Origin of the sequence: Desulfuromonas sp. TF (assembly GCF_000472285.1) — a bacterium.
Classification (GTDB): domain Bacteria; phylum Desulfobacterota; class Desulfuromonadia; order Desulfuromonadales; family ATBO01; genus ATBO01.
In genome coordinates this window covers 215454-230898 of the sequence record NZ_KI421413.1, presented here as the reverse complement: position 1 = coordinate 230898, position 15445 = coordinate 215454, and the positions used below count along the sequence as shown (strand labels likewise).

The window sequence follows — 15445 nt, the reverse complement described above, 5'->3', positions numbered from 1 at the left end:
TCTTTTCATTCGCGGAGTAAATGATGACCCTGGTCCACGTTGAACTGCCGGACGGCTCCCTGAAGGAATATCCCAAAGGGACGACTCCCCTCGAGGTGGCCCGCTCCATTGGCGAGCGGCTTGCGCGCCAGACCGTGGCGGCCAGACTCGACGGGGAGTTGGTGGACGGCACAAAGCCGATCGAGAACGACGCCCGCCTTGAGCTCGTCACTCTCTCCACCCGGGAAGGGCTTGACGTTTACCGTCATTCGGCGGCTCACCTGATGGCTCACGCTGTCAAGGGGCTGTTCGGAAAGGATGTTCAGGTCACCATCGGTCCGGCGATCGAAAACGGCTTCTACTACGATTTTTACAGCGAAAAACATAAATTCACCCCCGAAGAGTTCGATCTCATCGAAAAAAAGATGGAAGAGCTGGCCCGGGCCGATCTTCCTATCGAACGCCAGGAGATGAGTCGGGATAGGGCCATCGCCCTGTTCCGGGATATGGGGGAAGACTTCAAGGTGCAGCTCATTCAGGACCTCCCCAACCAAACGGTCTCCGTTTACCGGCAGGGGGACTTCCTCGATCTGTGCCGTGGTCCGCACCTGCCGTCCACGGGCCTGCTCAAGGCGTTCAAGCTCACCAGCGTGGCCGGCGCCTACTGGCGCGGCGATGAAAAGAACGCCATGCTGCAGCGCATCTACGCGACGGCCTTCCCGGATAAAAAGGAACTGAAGGGCTATCTTCAAAAACTCGAAGAAGCCAAAAAGCGCGATCATCGCAAACTGGGGAAAGAGCTCGACCTTTTCTCCTTCAGCGAGGAAGCCGGGGCTGGACTGGTGATCTGGCATCCCAAAGGCGCTCTGCTGCGCACCATCCTCGAGGACTTCGAGCGCCGCGAACACCTCAAGAGGGGTTACGACATCGTCATGGGGCCGCAGATCCTGCGTACGGATCTGTGGAAAACTTCAGGGCATTACGAGAACTACCGCGAGAACATGTACTTCACCGAGGTCGAAGAGCAGAGCTACGGCATCAAGCCGATGAACTGCCTCGCCCATATGCTGATCTACAAATCCCGGATCCGCTCCTATCGCGACCTGCCGCTGCGCTATTTCGAATTGGGGACCGTTCATCGCCACGAGAAGTCCGGCGTGCTCCACGGACTTCTGAGGGTACGTGGATTTACCCAGGACGATGCCCATATCCTCTGCACTCCGGATCAGCTCGATGCTGAGATCAAGGGGGTACTTCAGTTCGTACGGGAAGTCATGGGGATTTTCGGCTTCGAATACGAGATGGAGATTTCCACCCGACCCGAGAAATCGATCGGCAGCGATGAGGATTGGAAGCGCGCGACGGACGCCCTGTTGAACACTCTCAAGGATTCCGGTCTGCCTTTCGAGATCAACGAAGGCGACGGCGCTTTTTACGGGCCAAAGATCGACATCAAGCTCAAGGACGCCCTTGACAGGAGATGGCAGTGTGCTACAATCCAGTGCGATTTTACCCTGCCTGAGCGTTTTGATCTCACTTATATAGGCAGCGACGGAGAAAAACACCGTCCCGTCATGGTTCATCGGGTCATTCTCGGTGCCATTGAACGCTTCATTGGTGTTCTGATCGAACATTACGCAGGGAATTTTCCTCTTTGGATCTCTCCGATTCAGGCTATCGTTGTCAATGTGACCGATAATCAGGCCGAATATGCCGAACGAGTCTTCAAGGAATTGCGCGCCGAAGGAGTCCGTGTCCAGCAGGACCTTCGCAACGAAAAACTCGGTTTCAAAATTCGCGAGGCCCAGGTCGAGAAGATTCCTTATATGCTGGTGATCGGCGACCGGGAGATGGAAGACGGAACCGTTGCTCCGCGCCATCGCTCCGGAAAGAACCTTGAGCCGATGACCCCTGCCGATTTCGTTCGGTTCATCCAGGACGAGTGCAGGCAATACCACTAGGAGGTGGCACCATAGCTAAGCAAGAGACCAACATTAATCGCGCTATTCGAGCCCGCGAAGTCCGGGTCGTCGATGACGAGGGGGGGCAGCTCGGAGTCATGGGGCTGAACGAGGCGTTAGCTGCCGCCGCAGAGCGCGGTCTCGATCTCGTCGAAGTTTCACCCAATGCGGTTCCGCCCGTTTGCCGGATCATGGATTACGGCAAGTTCAAGTATCAACAGAGCAAGCGGGCTGCCGAAGCCAAGAAAAAAACAGCCCGGGTCGAGCTCAAGGAAGTCAAGATGCGCCCCAAAACAGAGGAGCACGATTTCCAGGTCAAGCTCAGGAATGCCCGCCGCTTCCTTGAAGAGGGCAACAAGGTCAAGATGACGGTGATGTTCCGTGGCCGCGAGGTAACCCACCCCGAGTTTGGCCGCAGACTTCTTCAGCGGATGGCAGAAGAGGTCAAGGATCTCGGGGTTGTCGAGTCATTCCCCAGCATGTCCGGACGCTTCATGACCATGGTCGTCGGCCCGCTGAAGAAGTAGCTGTCTGTAACCGGTAGCTGTCTGTAACCGTCTTGGATTCTGCCTTGGCGGTGCATTTAAAACGAAGGAGATGGGTCATGCCCAAAATAAAAACTAATCGCGGCGCCGCCAAGCGTTTTCGCAAGACCGGCACCGGCAAAGTTCGCCGTAATAAGGCGTTCACCAGTCACATCCTGACCAAGAAAACTACCAAGCGCAAGCGTGATCTTCGCCAGGGAACCCTTGTGGCCAAGGTGGATGAAAAGAACATCAGCCGTTTGATTCCCTACATGTAGGTTCATCCGGCTCGGCTCAAGTCCGTGAACTGAGGGGAAAATGTCTCCCCCTTCAGATCCGGCTGCGGAATCCATCCGCATATTTAACATCAGAAGGAGTAACACATGCCGAGAGCAAAAAGAGGATTCAAAGCGAGACGCAGAAGAAACAAGGTTCTCAAACTGGCCAAAGGGTACAGGGGGGCACGCGGCAAACTTTTCCGCAGTGCGACGGAAGCGGTAGACCGGGCCCTGAATTACGCTTATCGCGACCGCAAGGTCAAGAAGAGGGATTTCCGGGCTCTCTGGATCGCAAGGATCAATGCCGCCGCCCGGGAAAACGGGCTCTCCTACAGCCGTCTGGTTCATGGCCTGAAAAAAGCCGAAATCGGATTGGATCGAAAGATCCTGGCTCAAGTGGCCGTCGTCGATCCCGGCGGATTCAGCGCCATTGTCGACAAGGCCAAGGCCCGGCTTCAGTAAGATCTCAGAAACAAAAAGAGATGAGGGCCCCTCCTCATCTCTTTTTTTGTGCGAGATTCACCGCAGTGCATGGAAGCCCGACGGCTTCCATGCTGTTTTTTAACCGACGATTCGGGATACTCATGAAGGACAGACTGGAAGAGATGTCGCGCACGGCGACCGCAGCCATGGCACAGACCGACAGCGAAGCCGCGCTGCAGGAAGTAAGGGTTCGGTTTCTCGGAAAAAAAGGGGAACTGACCGGCCTCATGAAGGGAATGGGTCAGCTCTCCGCGGAGGAACGTCCGGTGATCGGCGCTCTGGCCAACCGCGTCAAGGAAGAATTAGAGAATCTGTTCGACAGCCGCCTCGCTGTTGTCCGCGAAGCGGAGATTTCCCGCCGTCTCGCCAGGGAACGCATTGACATCACGCTTCCCGGGCGGCGCGTCTTTGCCGGCTCGAAGCATCCGATCACCCTTGTCACCGAGGAGGTTGTTGAGATCTTCGCCGCGCTGGGTTTCGGCGTCGCTGAGGGCCCCGAAGTTGAAAAGGATTTCTATAATTTCGAAGCTCTCAACATTCCCAAAGACCATCCCGCCCGGGACATGCAGGATACTTTTTACATAACGGAGGACGTGGTTCTTCGAACGCACACCTCGCCCGTGCAGATTCGAACCATGCTCCGGCATGCGCCGCCGGTAAGGGTCATCGCTCCCGGCACCGTATATCGCCGGGATTCCGACCTGACTCACAGTCCGATGTTTCATCAGGTCGAGGGGTTCCTGGTGGACAAGCATGTAACCTTTGGCGACCTCAAGGGCATTCTCACCGCCTTTGTGACCCAGTTTTTCAGTGAAAAGGTAGGAATCCGTTTCCGTCCTTCCTTTTTCCCCTTCACTGAGCCGAGCGCCGAAGTGGATATACAATGTGTCATCTGCGGCGGCACGGGATGCAGGGTCTGCAAGCAGTCCGGGTGGCTGGAAATCCTCGGCAGCGGCATGATCGATCCAGAGGTCTTCAAGTCGGTCAACTACGACCCCGAAGTGTACAGCGGTTTCGCCTTCGGAGTCGGCCTCGAACGCCTCGCCATGCTCAAATACGGGGTCAGCGATCTGCGTCTGTTTTTCGAAAACGACCTTCGTTTCCTGAGACAATTCTGAAGGAAAAACAACTAGCCTGCAGGCTGTTGAGGCCTTTCTGCTGATAGAGGATCTGGATTTATGATCGTTACCCAACGCTGGCTCAAGGAATTTGTCGATTTCGACCTTGCTCCGGAAGATCTTTCCCACCGCCTGACCATGGCAGGGCTGGAAGTCGACGCCATGGAAAAGCTCGGTGAAGGGCTGGACAGCGTCATCGTCGCGCGTCTGGTCTCGGTCGATCCACATCCCGATGCCGATCGCCTGACCCTCTGTCAGGTCGAAACTGGCGGTGATACCGTTCAGGTCGTCTGTGGAGCGAAGAACCATCGTGCCGGAGATCTGGTTGCCCTGGCTCAGGTCGGCAGCGTCCTTCCGGGTGATTTCAAGATCAAGAAGTCCAAAATCCGTGGCCAGCTTTCGATGGGGATGCTCTGTTCAGAGAAGGAACTCGGATTCGCTGAAGACTCGGAGGGAATTCTGATTCTTCCTGAAGGTCTTTCCCCGGGACTCCCTGTTTTTGAGGCTCTCGGCCTGAAGGATGTACGCTACGAACTCGGCCTCACCCCCAACCGCCCGGACTGCCTGAGCATCCTCGGGGTGGCTCGCGAAGTTGCCGCCATGGTGGGGTCTCCGGTAAAGCTTCCTCGGGTGAGCCCAAGGGAGGATGGACCGCCGATCGGGGAGGCGACCTCCGTTGTCGTCGAAGAGCCGGAATTTTGCCCCCGCTATGCCGCTCGCCTGATCCAGGGGGTGACCATCGGACCCTCTCCCGAATGGCTGGTGCGTCGTCTCGAATCCGTGGGAATGCGCTCGATCAATAATGTGGTCGATGTCACCAATTATGTCCTCATGGAACTCGGTCACCCTCTGCATGCCTTTGATTTCAACCTCCTGCGGGGCCGGCGAATCGTGGTAAAAAGAGCCTCCGAGGGGACTGAATTCTCCACCTTGGACAGCCAGAAGCGCCTGCTCGGCCGTGAGGATCTGGTGATATGCGATGCGGAGGGGCCGGTCGCCCTTGCAGGCATCATGGGTGGCGAAAACTCCGAAGTGCAGCCCGACACCGTCGATATCCTCCTGGAGAGCGCCTACTTCAATCCCACCTCCATCCGCCGTACCGGCAAGCGGCTCGGCATCCACACTGAATCGTCTCACCGGTTCGAACGAGGCGCCGACGTCAACATGGTTCCGGTGGCGCTCAACCGGGCGACGGCCCTGATTCAGGAGGTTGCCGGCGGCACTGTCGCGAAGGGCTGTATTGACGTTTATCCCCGGACGGTGTCGGAAAGAAAGGTGACCATCACTACCCGCCGCACCAACGACATTCTCGGGCTCAAGCTTGAAACCCTGGAGATTCAGCGCCTGCTGCGTTCCATCGGTCTCGATGTCGAACCGGCCGGCGATCGGATCGATGAAGCGCTTTATGTTTCGGTGCCCACCTTCCGTCCCGACCTGGAGCGTGAAATCGATCTCATCGAAGAGGTCGCACGGCTCAACGGATATGACCGGATTCCTTCCACCATGCCCGTGGGACGCGCCATCTGCCATCGGCCGACAGGACATCAGCGGCAGGTGACCTGTGCTCGAAATGCCATGGTGACTGCAGGATTTTCCGAAATAGTCAATTATTCCTTCATTGCCTCAGCCGCCTGGGACCGCCTCCGCCTGGATGCGGACGATTACCGCCGGCGCACCGTGCCGATTCTAAATCCCCTCACCGAGGAGCAGGCGGTCATGCGCACCAGCCTGGTGCCCAGTGTGCTGGAGACGGCGGCCCGCAATCTGGCTTACCGTAGTCGCGACCTGGCCCTGTTCGAGTTGCGCCCGGTTTTTCATCCGATCGACCAGGAGGAACTGCCCCGAGAAGGATTGCGTCTTACCGCGGTGAGGTGCGGTCGCCGGGAGCCAGAAGGATGGGCCCAGGACCAGCAGGCAGTCGACTTCTTCGACCTGAAGGGGACCGTGGAAAATCTCCTTGATTCCTTCCGGATTTCAGACGTTGTCTGGGACGCCGGGCGAAGCGAATCTTTTCTCCACCCCGGAAAATCGTGTACCCTGCTCCAGGGAGATCGGATCCTTGGCACCTTGGGAGAAATCCACCCCAATGTTCTGGAAGCATACGATATCGATACCCCCCTTTATGCTTTCGACCTCGACTTCGAGGAGCTGTTAGCCGCCTCAGTGGCTTTCAGCGGTTTCAAGCCTCTTTCCCGCTTTCCTGATGTCTACCGGGACAGCGCCTTTCTTCTTGATGAAGAGATTGTCGCCCGGCAGGTCTTTGATGTCCTTGCCGACATTAAGGGCCGTTATGTGGAAGATGTGGTTTTGTTCGACCTTTACCGCGGGCAAGGGATTCCGGAGGGGAAGAAAAGTCTGGCTGTCAGGATCCGTTATCGCAGTCCGGAGAAGACCTTGACCGACGAAGAAATCAATCTGGTGCACGGCAAAATGGTGCAGGCGCTCGTGGAAAAACTCGGTGCTGAAACCCGCTAAAAAAATTGGTTGCCATTCCAAAATTCATGTGATATAAAAACCTGTAAATTCAAGGACCTGTGTTCATTTTATGCGGAGGTGGTATGACCAAGGCGGACCTTATCGAGAATGTTTATCTGAAAACCGGTTTTTCCAAAAAGGAATCCGCTGAAATTGTCGAGACGGTCTTCGACCTGATCAAATCCACCCTGGAAGAGGGTGAAAAGATCAAAATCGCCGGTTTTGGCAACTTCGTGGTGAAGGAAAAGGCCACCAGGCGTGGCCGCAATCCCCAGACGGGCGAGGAAATAGAAATCACCTCGCGCCGCATTCTTACCTTCAAGCCGAGTCAGGTCTTGAAGGCCGCCATTAATGACGAGGAGTAGGCAGCCCTCGATTTCATCAGGTTCGCGTGAACCATGGATGTCCAGATCCCGGATAAACTTTACTTTAAAATCGGTGAAGTCTCTGAGTTGACGGGGGTGAAGCCGCATGTGCTTCGCTACTGGGAGTCTGAGTTCGGCTCCTTTCGGCCGGTCAAGAGTCGCACGAAGCAACGCCTGTTTAGCCGCAAGGATATCGAGCTGGTGATGCGACTTAAGGACCTTCTGTACAAGCAGGGGTTCACTATCGCCGGTGCGAGGAAGAAACTCCGTGAATCATCTGTGGAAGCAGAAGATCAGCTCGCGCTTTCTTTGACCCCCAACCATGAACAAATCCTTCTGGCCGAGTTGCACGATGACCTTCTCAGGCTCCGGAAGTCTCTCGAAACCCTTCCCTGAAGCAACAGGTCCTGTCCTTCTCACCACCTTTCCTTTTCGAGGCCTCCTTGCTGATTCTTGTCACCAATGACGACGGCATCCATACTCCCGGTATCGGTGTCCTTGCCGAGAAACTTGCAGAGATCGGGCGAGTCATCGTGGTGGCTCCCGACCGGGAACGAAGCGCCGCCGGACATTCCATGACCCTTCACTCTCCCTTGAGAGCGGAGGAAATTCGTCCGGGTTTTTTCGCCGTGGACGGAACTCCCACCGATTGCGTAAACCTGGGGATTCACGGATTGTTTCCCGAGCGGCCCCAGCTTGTCGTCTCCGGCATCAACCGGGGGGGCAACCTCGGCGATGATATCACCTATTCCGGAACGGTGGCGGCGGCTCTCGAATCGACCCTCATGGGTGTTCCCGCTTTTGCGATTTCGCTGGAATCAGGTCCCTTCACAGCGGCCAATTTTGAGATAGCGGCCCGTTTCGCAGCCACTCTTGCGGAAGAGGTCCTGCGGCGCGGTCTGCCGCCCGATACTTTTCTCAACGTCAATATTCCCGCCGGCACGCCGCGTGGCGTCCGTCTGACGCGACAGGGAAAAAGGATGTACGGAGATGTCGTCGTGGAAAACGTCGACCCTCGGGGGCGGAAATACTACTGGCTCGGAGGCGGTGAACTTGGATTCCAGAACGTTGAGGGGACCGACTTTCATGCCGTGCACGACCAGTACATTTCGGTCACTCCCCTGCATATCGATCTGACAAATTATCGCTCCTTTGATGACCTGACAGCCTGGAGCCTGGAGAAAATTGGGAATTCCCTCATGAAGCAGGGCGGGGAAGAATAGCCCATGGATTTTTCCATCGCCCGGCGCATCATGGTCGAACGTCAAGTCAAGGCCCGGGGAGTCAGTGACCCCCTTGTTCTCGAAGCCATGCTCCAGACCCCCCGTCACCTTTTCGTCGAAGAAGCTTTTCAGAGTCAGGCCTACAGCGACTTTCCCCTCCCCATCGGTGATAAACAGACCATATCCCAGCCCTATATCGTCGGTCTGATGACCCAGGCCCTCCGGCTCAAGGGAGGGGAGAGGGTGCTCGAAATCGGTACGGGCTCCGGTTATCAGTCCGCCATCCTCTCCCGGATTGCGTCGCGGGTCTACACTGTTGAGCGAATCCCCGATCTGGCCCGCCGGGCGCGCCGGGTCCTGAACTCCCTGGGGTGTCACAATGTCAACATCAAGGTCAGCGACGGCACTACGGGATGGGCGGAGGAAGCTCCCTTCGACGCCATCATGGTCACCGCCGGAGCGCCTTCCGTTCCCGATGAGTATTTCGCCCAACTGGCGCCGGATGGGCGGCTGGTCATTCCGGTGGGAAGCCGGGGAGGACAGGTCCTCAAGCGATTCACCTGCTCCGACAGCGGCTGCATGGAAGAAGAGCTGGCCGACTGCCGTTTCGTTCCACTTCTGGGCAGACACGGCTGGTCGGAGGAGGAGGGAAAGGCGTGAACCTGCTCAGACGTCTCTATGACTGGGTTCTGCACTGGGCTGTCACCCCTTATGGCGGCCTGGCGCTTTTTTTACTTGCCTTTGCCGAATCTTCCTTTTTCCCGATCCCACCGGATGTTCTTCTCCTGGCTCTCTGCATTTCCGTGCCCCTGCGTTCTTTTCACTTCGCCCTGATTGCTTCCATCGGTTCGGTTCTCGGGGGAATGGCCGGATACGGCATCGGCGTCGGTTTATGGCAGGCCGTGGACAACTTCTTCTACCTTTATGTTCCAGGCTTCACGGAACAGGTTTTCGATCGGGTTCAACAGCTTTTCATCACCTATGACTTCTGGGTCGTTTTCACAGCCGGTTTTACGCCCATACCTTATAAGGTCATCACCATCGGGGCAGGCGTCTTCAAAGTCAATTTTGCCGTATTTCTCCTGGCATCGGCCATCGGTCGAAGCCTGAGATTTTTCCTGGTCGCCTGGATCATTCATCGCTGGGGACCTGCGATGAGGGAATTCTTCGAGAAGTATTTCAATATCCTGACCATCGTATTCATGGCCCTGCTCATCGGCGGATTCGTGGTTGTAAAATATCTTTTCTGACTGGGTTCCTGTCGGACTATACGGGCCGAAGCGCCGAGATGGATTGACGGACGGGCATGAATTCCGTTACCGTACAACTGCCGCGCATATCCTGATTCATTTTTCTCCGACAGGAACGCTTTATGGCTCTTCGGATTCTGGCCACGATCGTCCTTGCCGCCTTTTTAGCTGGTTGCCCGCCACCAAGGGGCGTCTATCATGTAGTCCAGGAAGGTCAGACCCTGTATCGGATCGGCCGGACCTACGGTGTCGACGAACAGTACCTGGCACGACTCAACGGCATCAGCGATCCTACACGGCTTGCGGTTGGCCAGAAGCTCTACATCCCCGGCGTCGAACGAACGAAAACGATACCATCCGAGCCGAAAGCCAAAACCGCCGCACCCCCACCGCCGTCGACGAAGACCATCCCGCCTTCCGCTCCGACGGCCGCAAAACCATCCGTATCCAATGCCAGCAAATCCAATCCTCAGGTTTCCTACCGGGGTAAATTTGCCTGGCCGCTTCAGGGGGACATTCTCAAGAAGTTCACCTCGAAATCCGCGACTCCGACCAAGGGAATTGAGATTGCCGCCCGGCGCGGGACCCCTGTTTTATCCGCCGCTGCCGGAAAGGTCATTTATAGCGGCAACGGGATCAGCGGTTATGGGAATCTCATTATCCTCAAACACGAGGATTCTTTTTTCACCGTTTACGGTTTTAACGAGAAAAATCTGGTGGAGGCCGGCGCTTTTGTCGGCAAATCGGAGCGCATCGCCCTTTCCGGAGCACCTCCCGGAGACTCCAGTCCGCGGCTGCATTTTGAAATCCGCCACGGCAAGGAGGCTGTCGATCCGATTTTTTACTTGCCTTGATTCCCCCTATCTCTTAGACTTCAGGGGTCATTATCTTCCAACCCCAGCGGAGGGACTCCCGCGTATGGATGACTTTCTTAGCGATTACGATGACATTGATTTCGACGAAAATGAGCTCGACCTCAGCGCCGACGATCTGGCCGAGACCGATGCCGATACCGACGAGGATGCCGAAGAAGAGGAGGAAAAGGAACGGGAGGCTGATTACGACACCCATTCGGATGACGCGATCAAACTCTATCTGAAAGAAATTCAGAAGACCACGCTCCTGACCGCCGAACAGGAAAGAGATCTGGCCCGACGTATCGCCACGGGAGACATGGCGGCGAGGGCGCGCATGATCGAGTCGAACCTTCGTCTGGTGGTCAAGATCGCCAAACGCTACATGAATCGCGGACTGCCTTTTCTCGATCTGATTGAGGAAGGGAACATGGGCCTCATCAAGGCGGTGGAAAGATTCAAGCTCAGCAAGGAATGCCGCTTCTCCACTTACGCGACCTGGTGGATCCGGCAGTCGATCGAGAGAGCTCTGGTCAATCAGAGCCGCACGATTCGTCTTCCTGTCCATGTTTCCGACGATATCAACAAGTTGATCAAAATCAGCCGAGAACTGGTGCACAAGTCCAAAGGCGAGCCGCTGGTCGACGACGTGGCCGAGGCGATGGGGGTTGAACCCGCCTACGTTCGCCGTCTCATGGTCCTGGTCAAAAAAACATATTCCATCGAACATCCCATGGGGGAAAACAGCGATTACAGCCTCATCGACACGATCGAGGACGCAAACGCCCTCGACCCTTCCACCCTGATCGAAGGGCTGGACAAGTTCGCTCATGTCTCTGAATGGCTGGAATCGCTTAGCGAAAATGAGCGCGAAATTCTCACCCTGCGTTTCGGCCTGGATGACCGTGAACCCCAGACCCTTGACACCATCGGCAGACGTTTCGGAGTGACCAGGGAGCGTATCCGGCAGATAGAGGCGAAAAGTCTGGACAAGTTGCGCAAGATCATGGAAGAGAAGGATGCCTTCCGGGAAATCCCGCGGGAAGGCGGCAGATCGTAAAGGGGCTCTACAGCCCGGCCCGGATTCTGGAGGAAACAGTTTTGGAAGAATTGAAGAATATTATTCGGGATATTCCCGATTTCCCCAAGAAGGGGATTGTTTTCAAAGACATTACGACACTTCTGTCCGATGCCAGGAGTTTCCACCGGATGGTCGATCTCATAGCTCATCGCTATCTCGGGCAAAGAATTGATCAGGTGGTGGGAGTTGAAGCCCGCGGCTTTGTTCTCGGCTCAGCTCTGGCCTACAAGCTCGGCACCGGCGTCACTCTGGTGCGCAAGCCCGGCAAACTCCCCTATAAAACACGTCGCAAATCCTACGATCTCGAATACGGCACCGACACTCTTGAAATTCACGAGGATGCTTTTCGCCCCGGCGACCGGGTCATCGTCGCCGACGACCTGCTGGCCACCGGAGGGACAATGGCGGCGGTGGTCGATCTCATCAACGACCTGGGAGCGGAGGTCGTGGAGTGCGCCTTCATGGCGGAACTTGAATTTCTGGAAGGTCGCAAGCGCCTGCCCGAGGGGAAGGTCTTCAGCCTGCTGAAGTTCTGAAGTTCAGGCACTTTATACCCCTTGTAAAAATCCGATTCATGGGATATACATATCTCCCCCTCCGGCCCCGTAGCTCAGCAGGATAGAGCAACCGCCTCCTAAGCGGTAGGTCGTGCGTTCGAATCGCGCCGGGGCCGCCAAATAAATCAAGGGCCTGCCAGAGACGGCAGGCCCTTGTTGTTTTTTATCCCCTGAAGGGGCAGGAGGCAGCCGTTCTCCGAAACGCACTTCATTCACCCGGCAGAAAATCGACCCATTCGACGGTGAGGGTCGCCACTCCGAACTCCATCTCCACCTTTCCTTTCAGCACATAGGGGCGGTGCCGGGTCAGCTTCCGGCAGAAGCGCTCATAGGCCTTGGGAAAGAAGGTCGCGTCGAAGATGGCGCTCGTATCCTCGAAGGAGACGAACTCCATCGGGCGTCCGTCCTTGTCCTGCACCGTCTTGGCCGTCACCCACCAGCCGATCATGGTGACGTAGCGTCCCGCCCAGCCGTGCATCTCGTCGCCCCGCACCGGTCTGGCCCGATCCATCTCCCGGCGGTGGAGCAGCAGGGGATGGCAGGAGAGGAGCATCCCCGAGGTTTCCACCTCCTGACGCAGGACCGCCGCATCGTCGTAAGGAGGCGGGGAGGGGAGGTCGGCGGCGCCCTCGTCGAAGAGAAGGCCGCTTCCCCCCTGGTCGAACCGCCTCCGGGCCGCCAGCAGCTCCCACAGCAGGGCCGGCCGCCTTTGCCGCCCCTCCAGGGCGTCGAAACATCCCCCCTTGACCAGCAGCATGGCGTCGGCCGGGTCGATGGGAACCCGGCGCAGGAAATCCTGAAAGCTCCCGTAGTCCCCCCTTTTGCGGCGCTCCTCTAGAAGCATATCGGCGGCCTTGCGGGCGAGTCCCTGGAGCTGCATCAGGCCGACGCGCAGCGAATCCCCGGCGCCGGTGTAGGGATAATCGCTTTTATTGATGTCCGGCGGCAGCACCTTCAGCCCCATGCGGCGGGCCTCGGAGACGTAGGCGAGGGCGGAGTAGTAGCCCCCCTGGTTGGAGATGACCGCCGCCGTGAATTCGGCGGGGTAGTTGGCCTTGAGCCAGGCCGACTTGCTGCTCACCAGGGCGTAGGAGGCCGAATGGGGCTTGCAGAAGGAGTATCCGGCAAAGGAGAGAATCTGCTCCCACACCCTCGCCAGGACCTCTTCCGGAACCCCTTTTTGTCCTCCTCCGGCCATGAATCTCTGCCGGTAGTCGGCGAGCTTCTTCTCCTTGTGCTTCTTGCTGATGATCTTGCGCAGCTGGTCCCCCTCGTAGGCGGAGAAGCCGGCCAGTGCCATGGCCATCTGGGTGATCTGCTCCTGGTAGATGGCGATGCCGTAGGTCTCGGCGAGCACATCCGCCAGCAGCGGGTGCAGCGGCCGCCAGGTTTTGCCCCGCAGACGGGCGACGAACTCGCGGATGAAGGCGTTGGCCGCGGGGCGGATGATGGATGAGGCCATAACCAGGAGCTCGAAGAGGTCGCCCCCATACCCGTCCGGATAGCCCGACCACATCTTCTTCAGGAGCTGCCGGGTCGCCGGCGACTCGATATAGAAGCACCCCATCGTCTCGCCGGAGCGCAGCAGGCGGCAGGTCTTGGCGTCCTCCAGCGGCCGCCAGGAGGCGTAGTCGATCCTTCGGCCGGTGTTTTTTTCGACCGCCTCCAGGGCGTCGCGGATCACAGCCAGGGATCGGTTGCCGAGGATGTCGATCTTGACCAGTCCGGCGGCCTCGGCTTGGTCCTTTTCCCACTGGATCATCGGCAGCCCCTTGGCCGAAATCTCCACCGGCACGTAGCGGCGGATCTCGTTGGGAACGACCACCAGGCCGCCGCAGTGCAGGGAGAGATGGCGAAGCTGACCGTTCAGACGTCCGGCCAGGCGCAGGATCTTCTGCCAGTCTTCGCCCAGATCCTCCCCCCGGAAGAGAGGGTGGCGCCCGACCGCGGCGGAGGTCTGATCCGCCTTCCAGTAGCCGGAGATGCGGTAGGTGACGGATTTGATCTCGTTCTCGGGCATCCCGAAGACCTTGGCCACCTCGCGCACCGCCGCCCGTCCCTTGAACCCCACCTGATTGGCCACCATTGCCGCCCGCCGCGAGCCGTAGCGGGCGAAGGCGAAATCGAGGACGGCGTCGCGCTCGTCCCAGGGAAAATCAATGTCGATGTCGGGGGGGTCGACCCGGCCGGAATTGAGGAAGCGTTCGAAGAAGAGGTTGTGGCGCAGGGGATCGACGTGGGTGATTCCCAGGGCGTAGGCGACCAGGGAGGCTGCGGCGCTCCCCCTGCCGCAGGTGCGCGGCGACTGCCGGGCGATCTCCTCCACCACCAGGAAGTAATGGGCGAAGCCCTTCTCTGTGATGATCGCCAGCTCTTTTTGCAGCCTCTCCTCGGCCCGGTCGTCGATTCCGCCGTAGCGCCGCCGTACCCCTTCCCGGGCCCGCTCCTCCAGTTCGACGCTGGCCTCCTGGTCCGACTTGCCCCGGAAGGCCGGGAAGATGGTCGCGGAAAACTCCCAGTCGGTCCGGCAGGCATCGGCGATGCGGGCGGCGTTCTCCAGGGCCTCGGGGCAGTGGGGGAAAAAGTCGGCGACCTGCTGCGGCGACAGCAGCAGGTCCCCCTCGCGGGCGGTCTCCTCCGGCCGCAGGCGGGAGAGTTTGGTATTCAGCGCAATGGCGCGCAACACCCGGTGGAGCTCGAAATCCTCCGGTTCGAGGAGCGTCGCCCGGGCAGTGGCCACGGGAGGGAGGTCCATCTCCTTTGCCAGGGCCAGCGCGTGGTGCATCCCGTGGCCGGGGGAGAGCTCGACGAAGAGCCTCTCCCGGGAGTTCCGGCGCAGGGGTGTCAGGACGGCGGGGTCGTCGGTGAGAACGATCAGCCCGCGCCGGCGCTCCGCCAGGGCGCGGGGAAGATCGAAGTCGCGGCGGCAGTGCAGATCGGAGAGAAGGCGGCAGAGATCGGCGTACCCCTCCTCGTCGCGCGCCAGGAGGACCGCCCGATTCGTGCCGGCGACCGCTTCCGCCCCGATGATCGGCGCCAGTCCCGCGGCCCGGGCGACATCCAGGAAACGGGGGATGCCGTAGAGGCCGTTGCGATCGGTGAGGGCGAGCCGTCCGGCTCCCTGGGCGCGGGCAGCGGCGCAGAGATCCTCCACCGGGCGCACTCCCCATTGGGGGGAGAAGGAGGAGTGGACGTGGAGATGGGTGAAGTTCATCAAAAATCTTCTTTTCCACAGATTACGCAGATTTACGTAGATAAACTTCTGGTTTTGGCTTAAGGCCTGAATCTGCGTTAATC

The 15445-nt window shown here is 58.3% G+C and carries 15 protein-coding genes and 1 tRNA gene; 15 read left to right on the top strand and 1 reads right to left on the bottom strand.

Annotated features, from left to right (window positions below; genetic code table 11):
• Nucleotides 1-23 precede the first annotated feature (23 nt).
• The 15 genes from thrS to DTF_RS0103530 all read left to right on the top strand — a co-directional run bounded on the left by thrS (nucleotide 24) and on the right by DTF_RS0103530 (nucleotide 12267).
• Nucleotides 24-1940 (top strand): threonine--tRNA ligase, encoded by a 1917-nt coding sequence (gene thrS, locus DTF_RS0103600; protein ID WP_027714205.1) that lies wholly within the window; start codon nucleotides 24-26, stop codon nucleotides 1938-1940.
• 11 nt (nucleotides 1941-1951) lie between these two features.
• On the top strand, nucleotides 1952-2467 hold the full coding sequence (gene infC, locus DTF_RS0103595) for a translation initiation factor IF-3 (protein ID WP_027714204.1): 516 nt from the start codon (nucleotides 1952-1954) through the stop codon (nucleotides 2465-2467).
• Nucleotides 2468-2544: 77 nt separating this feature from the next.
• Nucleotides 2545-2742, top strand: a complete 198-nt coding sequence (gene rpmI, locus DTF_RS0103590; protein ID WP_027714203.1) for a 50S ribosomal protein L35 — start codon at nucleotides 2545-2547, stop codon at nucleotides 2740-2742.
• A gap of 105 nt (nucleotides 2743-2847) precedes the next feature.
• Nucleotides 2848-3204, top strand: a complete 357-nt coding sequence (gene rplT / locus DTF_RS0103585) for a 50S ribosomal protein L20 (protein WP_027714202.1) — start codon at nucleotides 2848-2850, stop codon at nucleotides 3202-3204.
• A gap of 122 nt (nucleotides 3205-3326) precedes the next feature.
• Complete coding sequence (gene pheS, locus DTF_RS0103580; protein ID WP_027714201.1) at nucleotides 3327-4343, top strand: phenylalanine--tRNA ligase subunit alpha; 1017 nt, start codon at nucleotides 3327-3329, stop codon at nucleotides 4341-4343.
• 60 nt (nucleotides 4344-4403) lie between these two features.
• Nucleotides 4404-6818, top strand: coding sequence for a phenylalanine--tRNA ligase subunit beta (pheT, locus tag DTF_RS0103575; protein WP_027714200.1), 2415 nt, complete (start codon nucleotides 4404-4406; stop codon nucleotides 6816-6818).
• Between the two features lie 83 nt (nucleotides 6819-6901).
• On the top strand, nucleotides 6902-7183 hold the full coding sequence (locus tag DTF_RS0103570) for an integration host factor subunit alpha (protein ID WP_027714199.1): 282 nt from the start codon (nucleotides 6902-6904) through the stop codon (nucleotides 7181-7183).
• A 33-nt stretch (nucleotides 7184-7216) separates the two neighbouring features.
• The gene (locus DTF_RS0103565; RefSeq protein WP_027714198.1) at nucleotides 7217-7579 is read left to right on the top strand and encodes a MerR family transcriptional regulator; all 363 of its coding nucleotides are present in this window, start codon (nucleotides 7217-7219) and stop codon (nucleotides 7577-7579) included.
• 47 nt (nucleotides 7580-7626) lie between these two features.
• Nucleotides 7627-8406, top strand: a complete 780-nt coding sequence (gene surE / locus DTF_RS21730) for a 5'/3'-nucleotidase SurE (RefSeq protein WP_051360838.1) — start codon at nucleotides 7627-7629, stop codon at nucleotides 8404-8406.
• Between the two features lie 3 nt (nucleotides 8407-8409).
• On the top strand, nucleotides 8410-9066 hold the full coding sequence (locus tag DTF_RS0103555; RefSeq protein WP_027714197.1) for a protein-L-isoaspartate(D-aspartate) O-methyltransferase: 657 nt from the start codon (nucleotides 8410-8412) through the stop codon (nucleotides 9064-9066).
• On the top strand, nucleotides 9063-9656 hold the full coding sequence (locus DTF_RS0103550) for a YqaA family protein (protein ID WP_027714196.1): 594 nt from the start codon (nucleotides 9063-9065) through the stop codon (nucleotides 9654-9656). The genes DTF_RS0103555 and DTF_RS0103550 overlap by 4 nt, the downstream gene beginning before the upstream one ends.
• Nucleotides 9657-9778: 122 nt before the next feature.
• Nucleotides 9779-10510 carry a peptidoglycan DD-metalloendopeptidase family protein gene (locus DTF_RS0103545; RefSeq protein ID WP_051360836.1) on the top strand — a complete coding sequence of 244 codons (732 nt, stop codon included), beginning with the start codon at nucleotides 9779-9781 and terminating at the stop codon, nucleotides 10508-10510.
• A 64-nt stretch (nucleotides 10511-10574) separates the two neighbouring features.
• Complete coding sequence (locus DTF_RS21725; RefSeq protein WP_035055583.1) at nucleotides 10575-11570, top strand: RNA polymerase sigma factor RpoD/SigA; 996 nt, start codon at nucleotides 10575-10577, stop codon at nucleotides 11568-11570.
• Between the two features lie 41 nt (nucleotides 11571-11611).
• Nucleotides 11612-12127 (top strand): adenine phosphoribosyltransferase, encoded by a 516-nt coding sequence (locus tag DTF_RS0103535; protein ID WP_027714194.1) that lies wholly within the window; start codon nucleotides 11612-11614, stop codon nucleotides 12125-12127.
• 63 nt (nucleotides 12128-12190) lie between these two features.
• A tRNA-Arg gene (locus tag DTF_RS0103530) sits at nucleotides 12191-12267 on the top strand.
• Nucleotides 12268-12356: 89 nt separating this feature from the next.
• On the opposite strand, the gene DTF_RS0103525 is transcribed toward DTF_RS0103530, so the two are convergent.
• A complete protein-coding gene (locus DTF_RS0103525; RefSeq protein WP_027714193.1) occupies nucleotides 12357-15362 on the bottom strand; it encodes a DNA polymerase III subunit alpha in 3006 nt (1001 codons plus the stop codon).
• Nucleotides 15363-15445 lie beyond the last annotated feature (83 nt).